The sequence below is a fragment of the Acinetobacter sp. DL27 genome (assembly GCF_055810995.1).
Map to the genome: position 1 here is coordinate 1,162,191 of NZ_CM147947.1, position 16,826 is coordinate 1,179,016.

The 16,826-nt window shown below is 41.7% G+C and carries 14 protein-coding genes, 3 tRNA genes and 2 pseudogenes; 15 read left to right on the top strand and 4 right to left on the bottom strand.

The window, feature by feature from the left end; all coding sequences use genetic code 11:
• The first annotated feature begins 74 nt into the window (after positions 1-74).
• From AC0KVP_RS05610 to AC0KVP_RS05640, 7 genes are all read left to right on the top strand, one after another.
• Positions 75-1,085: a quinone-dependent dihydroorotate dehydrogenase gene (locus AC0KVP_RS05610; protein ID WP_473339548.1), complete on the top strand. Its 1,011-nt coding sequence runs from the start codon at positions 75-77 to the stop codon at positions 1,083-1,085.
• Positions 1,082-1,666 (top strand): CvpA family protein, encoded by a 585-nt coding sequence (locus AC0KVP_RS05615; protein ID WP_004696270.1) that lies wholly within the window; start codon positions 1,082-1,084, stop codon positions 1,664-1,666. Before AC0KVP_RS05610 ends, AC0KVP_RS05615 begins: the two co-directional genes overlap by 4 nt.
• A gap of 24 nt (positions 1,667-1,690) precedes the next feature.
• Positions 1,691-3,226: an amidophosphoribosyltransferase gene (gene purF, locus AC0KVP_RS05620; protein WP_004696272.1), complete on the top strand. Its 1,536-nt coding sequence runs from the start codon at positions 1,691-1,693 to the stop codon at positions 3,224-3,226.
• A gap of 87 nt (positions 3,227-3,313) precedes the next feature.
• Positions 3,314-5,200, top strand: coding sequence for a M48 family metalloprotease (locus AC0KVP_RS05625; protein ID WP_164836585.1), 1,887 nt, complete (start codon positions 3,314-3,316; stop codon positions 5,198-5,200).
• A gap of 120 nt (positions 5,201-5,320) precedes the next feature.
• Positions 5,321-5,986 carry a hypothetical protein gene (locus AC0KVP_RS05630; protein WP_473339551.1) on the top strand — a complete coding sequence of 222 codons (666 nt, stop codon included), beginning with the start codon at positions 5,321-5,323 and terminating at the stop codon, positions 5,984-5,986.
• A 2-nt stretch (positions 5,987-5,988) separates the two neighbouring features.
• Entirely contained in the window at positions 5,989-6,957 is a 969-nt protein-coding gene (locus AC0KVP_RS05635; RefSeq protein WP_473339552.1) for a 2-hydroxyacid dehydrogenase, read from the top strand.
• An 84-nt stretch (positions 6,958-7,041) separates the two neighbouring features.
• Positions 7,042-8,481 carry a M48 family metalloprotease gene (locus tag AC0KVP_RS05640; protein ID WP_473339554.1) on the top strand — a complete coding sequence of 480 codons (1,440 nt, stop codon included), beginning with the start codon at positions 7,042-7,044 and terminating at the stop codon, positions 8,479-8,481.
• Positions 8,482-8,650: 169 nt separating this feature from the next.
• Here AC0KVP_RS05640 and AC0KVP_RS05645 read toward each other — a convergent pair whose 3' ends face one another.
• Positions 8,651-9,097, bottom strand: a complete 447-nt coding sequence (locus AC0KVP_RS05645) for a GatB/YqeY domain-containing protein (RefSeq protein ID WP_004982206.1) — start codon at positions 9,095-9,097, stop codon at positions 8,651-8,653.
• Between the two features lie 33 nt (positions 9,098-9,130).
• On the bottom strand, positions 9,131-9,346 hold the full coding sequence (gene rpsU, locus AC0KVP_RS05650) for a 30S ribosomal protein S21 (RefSeq protein WP_001136722.1): 216 nt from the start codon (positions 9,344-9,346) through the stop codon (positions 9,131-9,133).
• Positions 9,347-9,491: 145 nt separating this feature from the next.
• Here rpsU and tsaD point away from each other — a divergent pair, with 145 nt between their 5' ends.
• Both tsaD and AC0KVP_RS05660 read left to right on the top strand, forming a co-directional pair.
• On the top strand, positions 9,492-10,508 hold the full coding sequence (gene tsaD, locus AC0KVP_RS05655; protein WP_473339555.1) for a tRNA (adenosine(37)-N6)-threonylcarbamoyltransferase complex transferase subunit TsaD: 1,017 nt from the start codon (positions 9,492-9,494) through the stop codon (positions 10,506-10,508).
• Positions 10,509-11,053: 545 nt separating this feature from the next.
• A pseudogene (locus AC0KVP_RS05660) lies at positions 11,054-11,353 on the top strand (cysteine hydrolase family protein); the annotation flags it as partial.
• A gap of 52 nt (positions 11,354-11,405) precedes the next feature.
• Here AC0KVP_RS05660 and AC0KVP_RS05665 read toward each other — a convergent pair.
• Positions 11,406-12,338 carry an IS5 family transposase gene (locus AC0KVP_RS05665; RefSeq protein WP_473336427.1) on the bottom strand — a complete coding sequence of 311 codons (933 nt, stop codon included), beginning with the start codon at positions 12,336-12,338 and terminating at the stop codon, positions 11,406-11,408.
• A gap of 54 nt (positions 12,339-12,392) precedes the next feature.
• On the opposite strand from AC0KVP_RS05665, the pseudogene AC0KVP_RS05670 reads away from it, so the two are divergent.
• Positions 12,393-12,770: pseudogene (locus AC0KVP_RS05670) on the top strand (isochorismatase family protein); the annotation flags it as partial.
• A gap of 159 nt (positions 12,771-12,929) precedes the next feature.
• Here AC0KVP_RS05670 and AC0KVP_RS05675 read toward each other — a convergent pair.
• On the bottom strand, positions 12,930-13,802 hold the full coding sequence (locus AC0KVP_RS05675; RefSeq protein ID WP_010327089.1) for an ATP-binding protein: 873 nt from the start codon (positions 13,800-13,802) through the stop codon (positions 12,930-12,932).
• 204 nt (positions 13,803-14,006) lie between these two features.
• On the opposite strand from AC0KVP_RS05675, the gene AC0KVP_RS05680 reads away from it, so the two are divergent.
• The 5 genes from AC0KVP_RS05680 (at position 14,007) to AC0KVP_RS05700 (ending at position 16,736) form a co-directional block, all read left to right on the top strand.
• The gene (locus AC0KVP_RS05680) at positions 14,007-15,518 is read left to right on the top strand and encodes a DUF3336 domain-containing protein (RefSeq protein WP_473340431.1); all 1,512 of its coding nucleotides are present in this window, start codon (positions 14,007-14,009) and stop codon (positions 15,516-15,518) included.
• Positions 15,493-16,317, top strand: coding sequence for a serine/threonine protein kinase (locus AC0KVP_RS05685; RefSeq protein ID WP_473339556.1), 825 nt, complete (start codon positions 15,493-15,495; stop codon positions 16,315-16,317). The genes AC0KVP_RS05680 and AC0KVP_RS05685 overlap by 26 nt, the downstream gene beginning before the upstream one ends.
• A gap of 107 nt (positions 16,318-16,424) precedes the next feature.
• Positions 16,425-16,509 (top strand) — tRNA-Leu (locus tag AC0KVP_RS05690).
• Between the two features lie 35 nt (positions 16,510-16,544).
• Positions 16,545-16,618: transfer RNA gene (locus AC0KVP_RS05695), tRNA-Trp, on the top strand.
• A 33-nt stretch (positions 16,619-16,651) separates the two neighbouring features.
• Positions 16,652-16,736 (top strand) — tRNA-Leu (locus AC0KVP_RS05700).
• Positions 16,737-16,826 lie beyond the last annotated feature (90 nt).

Sequence of the window (16,826 nt, forward strand, 5' to 3'; positions counted from 1 at the left end):
CAGACGAAGCATGGTGTTTTAGCGAGGCTATGCCTATAATATGGCGACTTAAAAAGCAGTAGACTTTTACAGATATGTTGTATTCTCTTGCCCGCCCTTTGTTGTTTACTTTAGCACCAGAGCGTGCACATGAGCTAACACTATCGCTATTGAAATCAACGCATAAGTTAGGCTTAATGCGTCAAAATATAGCGGCTAAACCGGTGACATGTATGGGCATCGAGTTCCCCAATCCTGTAGGTTTGGCTGCTGGTCTAGATAAAAATGGTGCTTATATTGACGCACTGGCAGGTCTAGGGTTTGGTTTTATTGAAATTGGAACCATTACTCCGCGTCCACAGCAGGGCAATCCTCTACCGCGTTTATTCCGTATCCCACAAGCTAAAGCCATTATTAACCGTATGGGTTTTAACAACGATGGCGTGGATCAACTGATTGAAAACGTCAAAGCGGCAAAATTTAAAGGTGTTTTAGGGATTAATATCGGTAAAAATGCGGATACCCCAGTCGAAAAAGCGGTAGATGACTATCTCATTTGTTTAGAAAAAGTCTATAACTATGCGTCTTATATTACTGTCAACATTTCTTCTCCAAATACTAAAAACCTGCGTAGTTTGCAAAGTGGTGACGCTTTAACCGAGCTACTAGAGACGCTGAAAAAACGTCAGTTAGAGTTGGCTGAAGAGCAGCAGCACTATGTACCCTTGGTGCTGAAAGTTGCGCCGGATTTGGAAGCGGAAGATATTCAATTTATTGCGAAACAACTGCTTCAGTTTAAAATTGATGGTCTGATTGTGACTAATACGACTTTGTCTCGTGAAGGGGTGGAAAACTTACCTTTTGGTGATGAAGCGGGTGGTTTATCTGGTGCGCCTGTGTTTGAGAAAAGTACAGCGTGTTTAAAAGCCTTTGCTGAGGTTTTAAACGGTCAGATTCCTTTGATTGGTGTGGGTGGGATTTTGTCGGGTGAGCAGGCGCTTGCAAAACAAAATGCAGGGGCAAACCTTGTACAAGTTTATAGTGGCCTCATCTATACAGGACCAAGCTTAATTCAAGACTGCGTCTCTGCAATGAAAACAACATGAATGCCATTGATATCTTCATATTGATTGTATTGCTCATTGGAGGGCTCAACGGTTTGCGTCAAGGATTTGTTAAAGCCTTTGCGAACTTGATAGGATGGATTTTAGCGCTGATTGTTGGTGCTAAATTTGCAAGCGTCCTAGCACCTTCGATGGTCTCGCTCAGTGAGGATCCAGTGGTTCAAAAAATTGCAGCTTTTGCATTTATTGTATTGGTTATTGTAGTTTTGACGTGGATTGTCACGGCATTACTGAATAACATATTGAAGAGTTTAAAACTCGGGCCTTTGAATCGATTAGCCGGCGGTGCTTTTGGTTCATTAAAAGGGTTGTTAATTGTTCTGATTACGATGCAAGGTGTGGGTTCTTGGGTTGAAAGCTCTCCATATTGGAGACAATCCAAGTTTGTCCAAACACTTTTGCCTTACGCGCCTTGGGCGATGGAGCTTTCTAAAGAGGCTGCAAGCGAGGCGATGTCACATATCAAGTCTAAAGATACACATGTATCTTCAGATTCTTCACCGAAAATTTCCTCGAAAAATGCTGAGGGACAGGGTGAGTCAACAAATAATCCTTTTTATTAATCCTAGCTTGTCTGCGAGGTTGCTATGTGTGGAGTAGTTGGTATAGCTGGTAAATCAGCTGTTAACCAAATGTTGTTTGATGCATTAACGATGTTACAACATCGTGGGCAAGATGCAGCTGGGATAGTAACCTGCCACGAAGGTCGTTTATTTTTACGTAAAGACAATGGCATGGTTCGTGATGTGTTCCACACTCGCCATATGCGTGCATTACAAGGTAATTACGGTATTGGTCATGTGCGTTATCCTACAGCGGGTTCGTCGAGCAGCGCTGAAGCGCAGCCCTTCTATGTGAACTCACCTTACGGGATCACGTTGGCGCATAATGGTAACTTAACCAATGCTGAAGAAATTCATGACGACCTGTTTAAAACAGACTTACGTCATATGAATACGGATTCAGACTCAGAAGTATTGTTAAACGTATTTGCGCATGAGTTGCAAAAACGCGGCAAATTGATGCCTACAGCAGACGACATTTTTCATGTAGTTAGTAAAGTACATGAACGCTGTAAAGGTGGTTATGCCGTGGTTGCAATGCTTACTGGGCATGGCTTAGTGGGTTTCCGTGATCCAAATGGTATTCGTCCACTGATTTACGGTTCGCGTGAAACTGATGCTGGTATGGAATATATCATTGCATCTGAGTCTGTCGCTATTACGGCACTTGGCTTTAAAGTTGAGCGTGATATTGCGCCGGGTGAAGCGATCTTTATCGACTCACAAGGGCAGATGTTTACCAAGCAGTGTGCTGAAGCGCCTGAATACCGCCCATGTATTTTTGAATATGTTTACTTTGCGCGTCCAGATGCGATTATTGATGGCATTTCAGTCTACAAAGCACGTTTAAAAATGGGCGAAAAGCTTGCTCAAAAAATTCTGACGGAGTGGAGTGAAGAGCATGATATCGATGTCGTGATCCCAATTCCAGATACCTCGCGTACTTCTGCTCTTGAACTTGCAAATATGCTGGGCGTGAAGTTTCGTGAAGGCTTTATGAAGAACCGCTACATTGGCCGTACCTTCATTATGCCGGGTCAGCAATTGCGTAAAAAATCAGTACGTCAAAAGTTGAACCCTGTCGAACTTGAGTTCCAAGGTAAAAATGTACTTTTGGTGGATGACTCAATTGTACGTGGTACTACGTGTAATGAAATTATCCAAATGGCACGTGATGCGGGTGCGAAAAAAGTATTCTTTGCTTCTGCTGCACCGATGGTGAAATATCCAAACGTGTATGGAATTGATATGCCAGCAAAAGAAGAGTTGATTGCATCTGAGCGTACAGTTGAAGAAATTCGTGAAATTATTGGTGCAGATCGTCTAATTTTCCAAGATTTGGAAGACTTAAAAGCAGCTGTGCGTACCAGTAAAGTGCCAGATTTACAAGAGTTTGATTGCTCGGTATTTGATGGTAAATATGTTGCTGGTGGTATCGATGAAGCTTATTTAGATGAATTACAGGCGAAACGCCGTGAAACATCGAAAAAGAAAGACAGCTATATTGATGTCAACATTGATGCTGCTTCCGTTGATTTGACGGGTGTGAAAGAAGTCTAATTGATTTAGATTTGAGAAAAGCGGGAGTTTCCCGCTTTTTTCATTTATGATGGATTGATTCAAACAATGTAAGAAAAGGGATTTACATTGAAGGGTGTAAGTTATTCAATCATAAAGAATAAAAACATGTTGTGGTCTGCCAGTATCTGCTTGCTGGCGGTGCTTTTGTCGCTATTTATTTTAAATACTGTGGCTGGACTGCTGGTTTTTTATTTTGATTCGAGTCAAAGCATTTTTTGGCATAGCTTGAGTATTTATATCATTGGTTTATTGCTCTTGGTGATGAGTTATTCCGTAGTATATGAGCTGTATGTGTTCCGTTCAGGCGGACACAGTCTGGCCAAGCAACTGCGTGCACGACGTTTAAGTTTGATTGAAAGTACACCAGAAGAAAGTATTGCGCTGAAAATTACAGAAAAACTAGCTGATACTTTTTTAATTGAAACACCTGCTGTCTATGTTTTGCCCGATGAAGTGGGGGTAAATGCCTTAACCGCTGGTTTTTATCCCAAAGATATTGCGATTATTTTAACGTGGGGCGCACTGCAAAACCTTGATGAACTTGAGCTGACAGGTTTGTTGAACCATGAGTTTAATCAAATTTTATCAGGTGAGACCGCTGAAAATACACGGTTAAAAATTTTATATAGTGCTCTCACCACCTTTAGTCAGTGGGGCAGTAAAATTGCTAAATTGGGATTTTCAACTCATCATAAAAAGTCGCAAAGTTTTGAAACCACTTTTGTTGCAACAGGTGGTTTGATTTGGTTGGTCGGAAGTTTGGGGGTGCTGGTTACACGCTGTATTAAATTTCTGACGTTGGGAGGGCGTACTTTAAAAAATGATATGAAAACACGCCGCCTGATGCAAAATGATGCCAATATTCAAACCCTGATGCGTATCTATGTGCATCACGCAGGTTCACAAATTCACAGCGAATATTCTGAGTCGATTGCACACATGTGTTTTGCCAACTCATTAAGTGCGCAAAGTTGGATGAATATTCATCCAAGCATTGAAGAGCGTATTTATGAAATGAATCCGAATTTGGTTCAAGACATACAGTTGGAAAACCTAGAAAAACTGCGCAACCGTCCGCTATTTGGCTTGTTCCGTTCCTTAGAAGAGCAGTACGCAGATTTCCAAGCCCCTTGGACTTCACCGCAACCTTTGCCTTTATTACGACTGTCTCCGATTAGTTTTGCCATTAAAGATGCGATTAAACCGCTCAACCCTGAAGTACGTGCGCATATTGAACGTCCAGAGCTCATTCAGCGTGCTTTACAAACCGCAACAGGTTCACGCGAGCTGATGGTCGCGATTTTAATGATTCGCCAATTCCGTGAGTTTATTCCTGCTGAGGCTGAAGTTAGTCGTGCCATTGTTGATTCATTGTTAAACCTAGATGGTCGTGTTCATATTTCAATTTTCCATGAGGCATGCCGAAATATTGGTGGTATGCCAGCAACAATTGCACGTCAGTTTTTATTAAAGTTGGCGAGAATTATTCAGGAAGATGGTGAAATTGGACTGTTGGATGCGCTGTTGCTCGAACGGGTTAAGTTTGAGCTGAATCTGTTGCCTGTACATACACCTGCGGCCCTAGATGAAGTTAAACCGCAGATTGTGCGTTTAATTGATGCTTTGTTGCATGTGCAACAAATCAATAGTGAAACACAGCTGGAAGTACGAGAGAAAATCTTGCGTCGAGTTTTAACTGTGCAAGAGTTGGAGCAGTATGCGGAAATTTCAGATGAGCCGATTGATTTGGCTGAAATTTTAAATGATATGGCAGGGTTGCTGCTGCGAGATCGTTTGAGTATTTTGGGAGTGGCTGAAATTTGTTTATGGAATGACCGCATTATTACTCAAGATGAGCAGGATGTTCTGGAGTTGCTCTATTGGCGTCTCGGTTTTGACAGTGAAGAGATTGTTGAACAAATGCAAAAGAAGAATCGCTTGATGATTGTTTAATTGAGGGTTTAATGCGTTCTTAGTATTTGCATACTGTCTATGCGAATATAATGTGAAAAGAACAGCATCTCTAGGCATTTCTCGATAGAATATGCACTGAATAAAGTGTGAAGGTAAAAGATGATCGGGCATCAGCGTGAGGTTTTGGCGAGTTTAGGAATTGATTTGTGGGTTCCTGATTTTTTGCCGTCTCAACAAAATGTAGCCACATCGATCTGGCGAGATCAAAGTACGACTGAGATCATTTCTGAAATTGTGCGACCTCAGTCTCAGCCCGAATCCAAAAGCATTCCTGAACATCCACCTGCACAGCATAAGCTTCCACATCCAGCGCCTCCTGCTGAAATTGCAACGCAGCCGATTGAGCAAGAAGTTGTTACAGCATTAAAAGAAGATATTGTCCGAGAGGCAATCCATGTTGAGGCTTTTCAGTTGCAAGCTGTTGCCTTGGAGCACTGTGCCTTGGTTATTGAAGCGACACAATTGAGCCTGGAGCAGCAACAGCTGTGGCAAAATATTGTGCAAGCCTTACCTGCGCAAAAGTATGCGCTGAATTGGCCTTTTCCTTTGTTGAATTTCCAAGATGGGCGCGGTGTTCAGAGTTATATTCAAGGTTTCTTTGATGGTTTAAGTCAGGGTAAAACTGTTATTGCATTGGGCTCTATACCAAATGCTAATGGTATAAAAGTCACACAAGCAGCAAGCTTACAAGAAATGCTTGATCAGCCATTACTTAAAAAAGCCCTGTGGCACATGATGCGAGCAAAACAACAAAATATGGAATAGGTATGAAGCAGAAAGTCGTTGTTTTTAGTCAAATAGATGCAGAAGTATTACAGCGCCTAGAGCAGCGTTATCACGTGGTGGTCATAAACCCGAAAGCAGGTGATGTAAATACGCAAATCCGTGAGCAAGTTGCGGATGCGGATGCCATGATTGGTGCAGGGCGTTTACTTAATCAAAATAACCTAGAAACGGCGAAACAGCTCAAAATTATATCTAGTGTCAGTGTTGGCTATGACAACTATGATCTGAACTACTTAAACCAAGCAAAAATTTGGCTCAGTCACACCCCTCATGTGCTAACTGAAACGACTGCAGATTTGGCCTTTACTTTGTTGATGAGTGCGGCACGTCAAGTGCCTTATTTGGATCAATGGACCAAAACTGGTCAGTGGTCGCGTACTGTCGGGCAGGCACAATTTGGTCAGGAAATTTTTGGTCAAACATTGGGTATTATTGGTTTAGGGAATATTGGTGCGGCAATTGCGCGACGTGGTTTTCATGGTTTCAATATGAATATTTTGTATCACGGACGCCGAGAAAAATTAGAATTGGCACAACCCCTAAATGCACGTTTTTGCGAATTAGATGAGCTGCTGGAGCAATCGGACTTCATTGTCGTGGCGGTTGATCTAAACGCGTACACGCAGCATTTGATTGATGCGGAAGCTTTTAAGAAAATGCAATCGCATGCTGTTTTTGTAAATATTTCGCGTGGTGCCGTGGTGGATGAGCAGGCACTTATTCAGGCCTTGGAGCAAAAGCAAATTTTTGCAGCTGGGCTGGATGTTTATGAAAAAGAACCCTTGCAAGATTCAGCACTGTTTCAGCTTCACAATGTAGTGACGTTACCACATGTCGGTTCTGCAACCTCTGTAACACGGAAAAAAATGTCAGAGTTGGCTTACCAAAACTTGGTGAAAGCATTGGACGGTGGTCAACCTCAATATGTGGTGAATCCTGAATTTAGATAAAAATTTGATAACACTTCATTGCATTTTCATTCAATTATCAATGTTATATTCATTCGATTCCTTTAAATAAAGTCGGGGTGAGGGTTGAAGCGTTTTCTGTGTGCGTGCAGTTTAAGTCTTATTTCGACTGTTGGTTTTGCAGAAGATCAATTTCTTACAAATGCCCCACAGTTCAATGTGCCCGAAATTGGTTCAGGTATAGGTTTTATTGATCAATATAATGAGCGCTATATTGGTGAAAAAGTTTATCGTGAAGTACAGCGTCAGCTACCTGTTACGCAAAATCCGTGGCTAGAAGATCAACTGATGAATGCTTTTTCAAGCATTTTGAGTCAAACTCAGCTTGGTCAACCGATTGGTCTGGTGGTTATTAATGACCCGCAAATTAATGCCTTTGCAGTCCCGGGTGGTTTGTTTGCATTAAATGCTGGTTTGATTACCAATGCCAATAATATGGATGAAGTTGCTGGCGTAATGGCGCACGAAATTGCCCACGTCACACAGCGCCACTATAGTCGTTCACAAGAGGCGTTTAAGGGGCAGGGGTTACTCGCGCTGGCAGGGATTTTGGTTGGTGCTTTGGTTGCGTCTCAAGCCGATGGTGATGTCGGTTCTGCAGTCATGGTCGGTACGCAAGCCGCACTCATGGACAAGCAGCTGTCTTATAGTCGTAACCAAGAGCGTGAAGCTGATCGTATAGGGATGCAGTACATGTATAGCGCTGGTTATAACCCGCAAAGTATGGCTGATTTTTTTGAAGTGATGCACCGTGCAACCAGTCGAGTGAGTTTTTTACCCGACTTTTGGTTCACACACCCACTCACGACTGAGCGAATGAGTGAGGCGAGACTTAGAGCGAATCAGTTGCCTAAAGTGAAATCTACTTGGCGTGATGAAGACTTTGAGATCTTGAAGCTGTATACCATGGTGATCTCGAATCAGGCGACAGAACAACAACTACAGATGCTGGTGAGTCGTAACAGCTATGCAGCACAACTGGCTTTAGCCAGTTTTTACCTTAAACAAGGTGACTATAAACTTGCTCAACAAGTGTTAGATCAGGCCAAGTCACATCAGAAATTACATAACCTACAAACCTTAATTCAAACTGATATTTTGCTAGGACAAAATCGGGTGAATGAGGCTCTTGCTGTGATCCAATCACCTGCGAGCATCATGCCTGAAAATCGGGCTTTAAATTATAAATTGGCTGAAGTTTATATTCGTCAAAATCGACCTGAGCTTGCGCAGCTTGTACTCAATCGGTTTTTGAAAAATAATCCGCGTGATGTGAATGCGTGGAGACTGATGCAGCAAGCCGCGAGTTTAGATAAAAAGTCGCCAATGCATACCATTAATGTTTTGCGCTATCGAGCTGAAGTGCAGTTTTGGTCGGGCTTTGAAGAAGAGGCGATTAAATCTTTATTGCATGCTCAACGTTTAGCGAAAGATAATGAATCAATGTCAGCGACCATTAAAACGCGTTTAACCCAAATGCAAAAGGATCGACAATTTAGAGCTTAGAAAAGTGGTATTGCAAATAGAGGGATAAAACAGAGATGAGTCAGGATCTATGTTAAAGCTGAGAATGAATAGATAAAATAAAAAGAAAAATAATAATTTTTATATAAAGTAGAACTTTGAACTGCCTTTTTAAGGTCAGTTCAACGCAATCGATTTAAAGATTTTTAAATTAAGCCAGTTTTGCTTTAATTTTTGCTGAAACTTGAGAAGGATCGGCGCGCCCGGCTATGAGCGGACGCAGAGAATTCATCACCTTACCCATATCTTTCATGCTAGTAGCTTCTTGCGCTGCAATCGTTTGCGCAATCATAGAATCAAGTTCTTCCTCAGTCATAGCTTCTGGTAGAAATTGAGATAAAACCTCAAGTTCGGCTTGTTCCTTACTAGCTAAATCTTCTCGACCAGCGCCTTCAAAGGCTTTGATCGATTCTTTACGTTGTTTAATTTGTTTTTCAATGACCGCAAGAACTTGAGCGTCGTCAAGTTCTTTGCGCTCATCGACTTCGATTTGCTTAATTGCCGCCTGTAGACCACGAATTACCGTTAACTTATCCATTTCTTTAGCACGCATAGTGGCTTTCAAAACTTCAGTTATTTGGCTTTTTAAAGTAGTCATTATTTAGTCCAGGCAGTCAATCACAAATTAATCTTAGTAAAGGCGAGTAGTACGTACTGATTCACGCGCCAATTTCTTTTGGTAGCGTTTAACAGCAGCAGCTTTTTTGCGCTTACGTTCTTGAGTTGGTTTCTCGTAGAATTCGCGCTTACGAACGTCAGCTAAAACGCCCGCTTTTTCGCATGAACGTTTGAAACGACGGATAGCTACGTCTACTGGTTCGCCTTCTTTCAATTTAACTTGTGGCATGAAGAATCCTCATTAAGTTATGGATAAGATCTGGGCGACATTGCCCTGATCACAAGTGAAGGTCAGTATTTTACTCATTTACATCTCATACCACAAGTCTATAATGGTTCACGCAATAGATTTGATACAGGTTATAGGCAGTTTAATGATCGTTTTAGGCTTAGAAACATCTTGTGATGAAACAGGACTTGCCCTTTATGACAGCGAGTCGGGTTTACGTGGGCAAGTGCTGTACAGCCAAATTAAACTGCATGCAGAGTATGGTGGTGTGGTACCAGAGTTGGCATCGCGTGACCATGTGCGTAAGCTGATTCCATTGATGAATCAACTGCTTGAAGAAAGTGGTGTAAAAAAATCTGAAATTGATGCCGTGGCATATACGCGTGGCCCAGGTTTGATGGGCGCGCTGATGACAGGTGCGCTGTTTGGTCGAACTTTGGCCTTTGCTTTAAATAAACCTGCAATTGGTGTGCATCATATGGAAGGGCATATGTTGGCACCACTTTTATCGGAAACGCCGCCAGAATTTCCTTTTGTAGCACTTTTGGTCTCAGGTGGACATTCTCAACTGATGGCTGCCTATGGTATTGGGCAGTATGAATTGTTGGGTGAATCAATTGATGATGCTGCAGGTGAGGCCTTTGATAAGGTTGCGAAAATGATGGGGTTGCCATATCCAGGTGGCCCAAATATTTCAAAACTGGCTGAGCAAGGTGATCCGAATGCCTTTGCTTTCCCACGTCCAATGCTGCATCAAGGTTTGGAGTTTTCATTTAGTGGTTTAAAAACAGCCGTATCTGTGCAAATGAAAAAACTCGATGACGAAAACCGTGATGCGGATATTGCAGCGAGTTTTCAAGAAGCCATCGTGGATACCTTAGTTAAAAAATCCGTGAAAGCGTTGAAGCAAACAGGTTTGAAACGTTTAGTGATTGCAGGTGGTGTCAGTGCCAATAAACGTTTACGTGAGCGTTTGGAAGCAGATTTAACCAAGATTCGTGCTCAGGTTTACTATGCCGAACCTGCACTTTGTACGGACAATGGCGCTATGATTGCTTTTGCGGGTTATCAGCGCTTAAAAGTAGGGCAGCATGACGGTTTGGCTGTAACTACAACACCACGCTGGCCAATGACTGAGTTGACCAATCCCAGTGAAGTCTAAGACTTTCATTTGATGAGCTTAAAGCCCGACGAAATGTTGGGCTTTTTACATTTAGGTCTTACCAAAGGGCTGTTAAAAATGCTCTGCTTAGACTTTAAAAATATTTTTGACTTGCCTAAACCTAGCTTAGCACCAAGCTAAAAGTATTTACCCATAGGTTTATCCATAGAAAATGTGGATAAGTATGGAATGTGTAATCTTAGATGACTCATGAAATGTTGAAACTATAAAAACCTATAAATTAAATTGGAAGTCTATTTTTTATTTGGTTTTAAGTATTTGATTAATATGTTTTATTTAATAATTTTTGTAAGATTTTATGAGTGTTCATCAATAAGTGTAAAGCCATGAATTGCAATTACAAGTCGTAACATGATTTAGCTTTCTGAGCGCAAAATTATTCATTAGTTTATATGAAAGGCAGATATAGGTTTTCTTTAAAGTATCTTGGTCGTATAAATCACAAAGCTATGACGGTCTGTCTTAGGAACTTTCATTACAACAATGGAAGTACATAATTAGAAGAATATTTAGAGGTGTTACCCATGGCGGCTACTAATGGAATGCTAGACCCTGATGATTCGATAATTCTACTGATTGATCATCAAAGTGGACTTTTTAATACCGTACGCGATGTACCTGTACCCGACTTACGCAATTATGTGATTGCAATTGCAAAAGCGGCAACTTTATTAAATATACCTGTAATTACTACTGCTTCTGTACCTGATGGCCCCAATGGCCCTTTAATTCCTGAAATTCACCACTTTGCTCCGCATGCAGTTTATGTACCACGGACTGGACAAATTAATACGTGGGACAATCCCTTATTTGTAGATGAGGTCGGCTTTGTTGCACAAAGATTTAAAAATTAAGATTTCCCATATCTACTCAAATTTAAGTGGCAACTTGGGTGTGAGGTCGGCCTAACTCTGTGAATTTATTTAATACTGCTACACGTGCATGCATCTCATTGACTTGGCTTTGAAAGTTTCTCGAACTGAGTTTATCCCCCAATAATTTGATGCAATGCATCTTAGTTTCGACCAAACTTCGCCGATGATAGCCTGACCATTTTTTCCATAGTGTCCTGCCTAAACGTTTAACTGTTCGAAGTAATTCATTTCGCTCTAGCGAGCTGATCTTTGTATCTTTCCAAGGTTTCGCATTTTTTCTTGGCGGAATCACCGCATGCGCTTGCCGATCTGCAATGACCTGACGGCATTGCTTGGTGTCATAAGCTCCATCGGTATAAACAGAGTCAATCTGATCATCTTGTGGAATCTGATCGAGTAAATCACCAAGCACTTGTGAATCACTCACATTATTTGTAGTGAGTTGAATAGCGCGTATTTGAAGGGTTTCAGCATCTATACCAATATGAAGTTTACGCCATTGGCGACGATATTCAGGTTGGTGTTTCTTACGCTTCCATTCACCTTCGCCTAGAAACTTTAAGCCAGTAGAATCGACGAGTAGCTGGAGACCATTACTGCTTTTTTGATAGTTAATTGCAATATCAATATGCTTTTGTCTTCTGCAGATGGTGGAATAGTCTGGTGCTGTCCAATCTAATCTACAAAGATGAATGAGACTTTGCACAAAGCCAGTGACCATGCGTAAAGACAATCGAAATAGGGATTTGATCATCAGACAGCATTGGATGGCTGTATCTGAATAAGTTTGATTTCGACCATGTTTACCTTTGGGTTGAGCGTACCATTGAGTCTTGGGATCGAACCAAATTGAGAGATTTCCTCGATTTATTAATGCACTGTTATAAGAAGACCAATTGGTTGTACGATAGATTTTAGGTGTGGGCTTATTCATTTGCGAATTATATTGCCGAATAAGACTTTATCGGTAGGTTTGTGCAACAAAGCCGATGAGGTCAAAAAAACGGGCAGAAAGACATTGATTATTGCTGGAACGTTGACCAGTGTGTGTCTTGCATTTCCAGCGGTGAGTGCAAGAAAGGAAGGATATAATGTGTATTGTGTTGTGGATGCATCAGGTAACTGGAGCAAGTTAGCCACAGATACAACGATTGCTCGCATCACCCAAGCAGGTGCAATTCCAACAGATACCTTTGCGATCGTGGCCGAGTTAATGCGTACTTGGAACCGTCCTGAAGGCTCGCGTTTTGCTGAAATTCTTTCAGATCATGTCTGCCCAGAATATAAATGCTTAATGGAGAGTTACGCAAAAGCGCAAGCTGTGGTCAGAGATGGGCCAGAAACTCACTTAGAGAAATATCAATAACCAGATCAAATCTACTTGAACTGATATTCATCCCTCATTTTTTCAAAGAAATAACCCAAATTCTAATGCGGAATTTGGGTTGTTCTTTGATCAGGGTGGGCTTTTCTTATGAAAAAATTAAATAAAATAGAGACTTAAGTGCAGATCAGTATTTTTATCCTAAAGCTGCTTTAATTGTTGTGAACCGACCCAGTGTTTAGAAAATTGATACGCTGCACGACCAGAGCGTTGTCCACGCGCCTGACACCAGCGAAGCGCTTCGGCTCGTACCATATCGTCCATGGCGATTTGAGCTTTTGCTAAGTAGTGCTGCACAATGTCCAAATATAAGTTTTGATCCATTGGATAAAAAGACAGCCATAATCCAAAACGATCTGAGAGTGATATTTTTTCTTCAATCGCTTCTTGTGGATGCAGTTCAGTGTACTGCGGTACATCGACCCGAGTCACAGGTGTGTTTTCATGCATAAACTCAGGCAGTAAATGACGACGATTACTGGTGGCATAGATAATAAAATTACTTGAACCTGACTGCAAAGACCCATCCAGCACACTTTTTAAACTGCGATAGTTTTCATCTTCGGCGTTAAAAGCCAAGTCATCACAATACACAATAAACTTTTCAGGGCGCTCTGCAATTAGCTTTTGAATTTCAGGCAGTTCGGATAAATCATCACGTTCAATTTCAATCAGCCTTAAGCCTTGCTCTGCATATTCCGTTAATAAAGCACGTACAATAGAGGATTTACCTGTACCGCGTGAGCCCGTAAGCAGGACGTCATTGGCAGGTAAACCATTGAGAAACTGTTCTGTATTTTGCAGTACTTTTTCTTTTTGACGCTCAATGCCTTTTAAATCATTTAATTCGATTCGTTTGAGCTGATGAATCGCTTTTAATTCGCCATTTTCCCATTTAAAGGCAATCGCTGAAAAATCAGGTGCTTGTTTAACTTCTGGTAGGCTTTGCTGTAGTTGTTGGAGTACAGTCGATAGTGCTTCTAAGATATTGTTCGGTAGGTCAATGGTCGCCATGATTAATCAGCTTATAATTACACTTGTCGTCGATCTTAACATCCGATTTAGTCGCATCAAACCCTTAACGTGGTGTAGATTTGCCAATTTTAGGGTTGAAATGGCAATTTTAATGCTCACATAATTTGCACATAGTCAGTTAGACTGACGGTTGAACGTGTCAGTGAAATTTTAGGAAAACAAAAAAAGTGGGTGAGGATGAATATGTTGTTTAAAGATTTCACACGGGAAATTAACCCGCACCAAGCCTATCGAATCAAAAAACTGAAAAACCAATTGGCTCAGGCAGACAACTATACTGAGTGGAAAAGCATTGCGCTTAGAATTGATGAAGAGTCAGGGGCGCAAGAGTGGAAATATGACAACTGTTCACCTTATTTCGATGCAGAAGTGATTACCCATCGTTTGGGGTTGTTGAAACGTTATCGCCAACAAAAGCGTACGACCGATTTAATGTACCTGCTACGTGAAGGTCTGAGTTATGACATTGCCAATATTGCTCACCCCATGCTGTTTACCGCAACCTATGTCGGCACCAAGAAAATTATTGAAGACTATATTGAAGAAGTTAGTCGAGGTTTAGCATTTGTAGCATCTACGGATTGCCAGTGTTTAGATAAACAGCAAAAAATTGAATTTTTTCAGCACTGTCAAAAAGCCTTTGGGCAACCAGCTATGATGTTTTCAGGCGGTGCAACATTAGGGTTGTTTCATACAGGTGTGTGCAAGGCTTTGCTTGAGCAAGACCTGATGCCGAAAGTGCTGTCTGGTTCAAGTGCTGGTGCCATTATGACAGCGATGCTGGGGCGAGCAACGCCTGCAGAAATGCTAAGCATCTTAAATGGTGAAAACTTTTTCACCGATGCTTTTCAATTTCGAGGCTTTCGTGAGATCTTAAAGGGCAATGGCGGCTTAGCGGATGTAAAGCATTTAAAAAACTTTTTAATTGCAAATTTGGGTGATGTCACCTTTGAAGAGGCCTTTAAGCAGTCAGGCTTGTATAACAATGTCGCGGTTGCGCCTTATGACGCCTCACAAAATCCGCGCATTATGAATACCTTTACTTCACCTGACTTATTGGTATGGAGTGCGGTACTCGCGTCTTGTGCAGTGCCGATTCTATTTCCGCCAGTCAAGCTCACCAGTAAACGACATGATGGCTTATATACCCCCTATATGTCTTCTACTCGCTGGGTTGATGGCAGCGTGCGTAGCGATTTTCCGCAGGAAAAAATGGCGCGTTTATACAACTTAAACTACACGATTGCCAGTCAAGTGAACCCGCATGTGGTGCCGTTTATGCAGTCAGATGAAGCGCGGTTTCGGAAAGACATGTTGAGCTGGCCTGAACGGATTGTACGCAGACAGGGTAAAGTGATTAGTAAAGGGGTGATGGACTTTGCCCGTGAGCGTGTGGGTATGATTCCACCGATCCGCCGCTTACTGGATCATGGCTATGGCGTGGTCGATCAGCGTTATTATGGCGATGTAAACATTGTAGGGAAATATGGCCTGCGCCATTATAGTTATATGCTGCAAAATCCAAGACCACATTTATTTAAACTCTTACAACGTGAAGGCGAACGTGCAACTTGGCCAAAAATCTCAATGATTGAAACACATGCTCGTGTCGGGAAAACTATACAACATTGTTTAGAGGTCTTAACTGCATTGGATACGGCAGAGATGAATGAATCCGAATTCTTGGCAGTTTAATCGCCAAGAATTGAATACTCTCGCGATGTCGCTTCATACTCCGACTCAGCGTTTGGGTTGGGGGCGAAGGCTTTATCGCTTTGAAGTTGCAGGGCAGGGGTATTGGTTAAAGTATCAGTCGCTATCAGAGCATGTGGCGCTAATTAACGGCTTTGACACTGAACTTAGTTTTTATCAACATGCACTTGCGATGCTGCAACTGCCAAAGTTCTTGCCTGAAGTGCAAATCCTTGAAAATTTTGAGCTTCACTCAGAGCTGGTGAAAGCCGCACTCATCTTAAAAGATGTTCCATCATTACTTATGGCGAATCCCCATCAGTTAAGTCGTGATCATGTCATTCATATCATTTTTAAAATGCTGAATGCAGTTGAAGAATTACATCAGATGGGGTGGATTCATGCTGACTTAAAACCTTCGCATTTTTTGTTAGATGGTTCTACATGTAAGTTAATTGATTTTGAGCAGAGCCAAAGAATTGGTGAAATAAGCTGTCAAAAGGTTCTAACGGCGACACCGCGCTATATGGCACCCGAATTATTTCATGGTGAAGCAAATACCGTACAAACAGACCTGTATGCACTCGGGATCATTCTACTTGAGTGGTTGACTGATCAACGTTTGCAGGCATCAAGCTACCAAGATTGGGCGTATTTACACTGTCAGTTTTTGAAGATAGCGCTTCCAGAACCTTTTCAGGGTTTTAGTCCACTATTACATGGACTTTTAGCTAAGCAAAAAAGCCAAAGATGGCAAAATACCATGGCTGCAAAACGATGCTTAATGACTGAAATTGAATGAGAAAAAGCCAAGTATATGATTTTTGTTTCTTATTTAATCAAATGAGTGTGTTTTTCTTAAAAATTGCTTGTCATGCGAAAATGATCCCTATAGTATACACAGCCATTGGGGACGTGGCGAAATTGGTAGACGCACTGGATTTAGGTTCCAGCGCCGCAAGGTGTGAGAGTTCGAGTCTCTCCGTCCCCACCATAAATCATTTGAATTAAGATGGTTTATAAGGCAATAGAGGATTGGTGTAATGGTAGCATGACGGTCTCCAAAACCGTTCGTCAAGGTTCGAATCCTTGATCCTCTGCCAACTTAAAGTCTAACGCAAAGTTAGCACCCTGATGGGGACGTGGCGAAATTGGTAGACGCACTGGATTTAGGTTCCAGCGCCGCAAGGTGTGAGAGTTCGAGTCTCTCCGTCCCCACCATCAGTAATGAAGCAAGGTATTAAGCCTTGCTTTTTTATTGCCTAAAATTTAGTGAAGAACTGAATAGCCTTTTTATATAGATAGAGCATA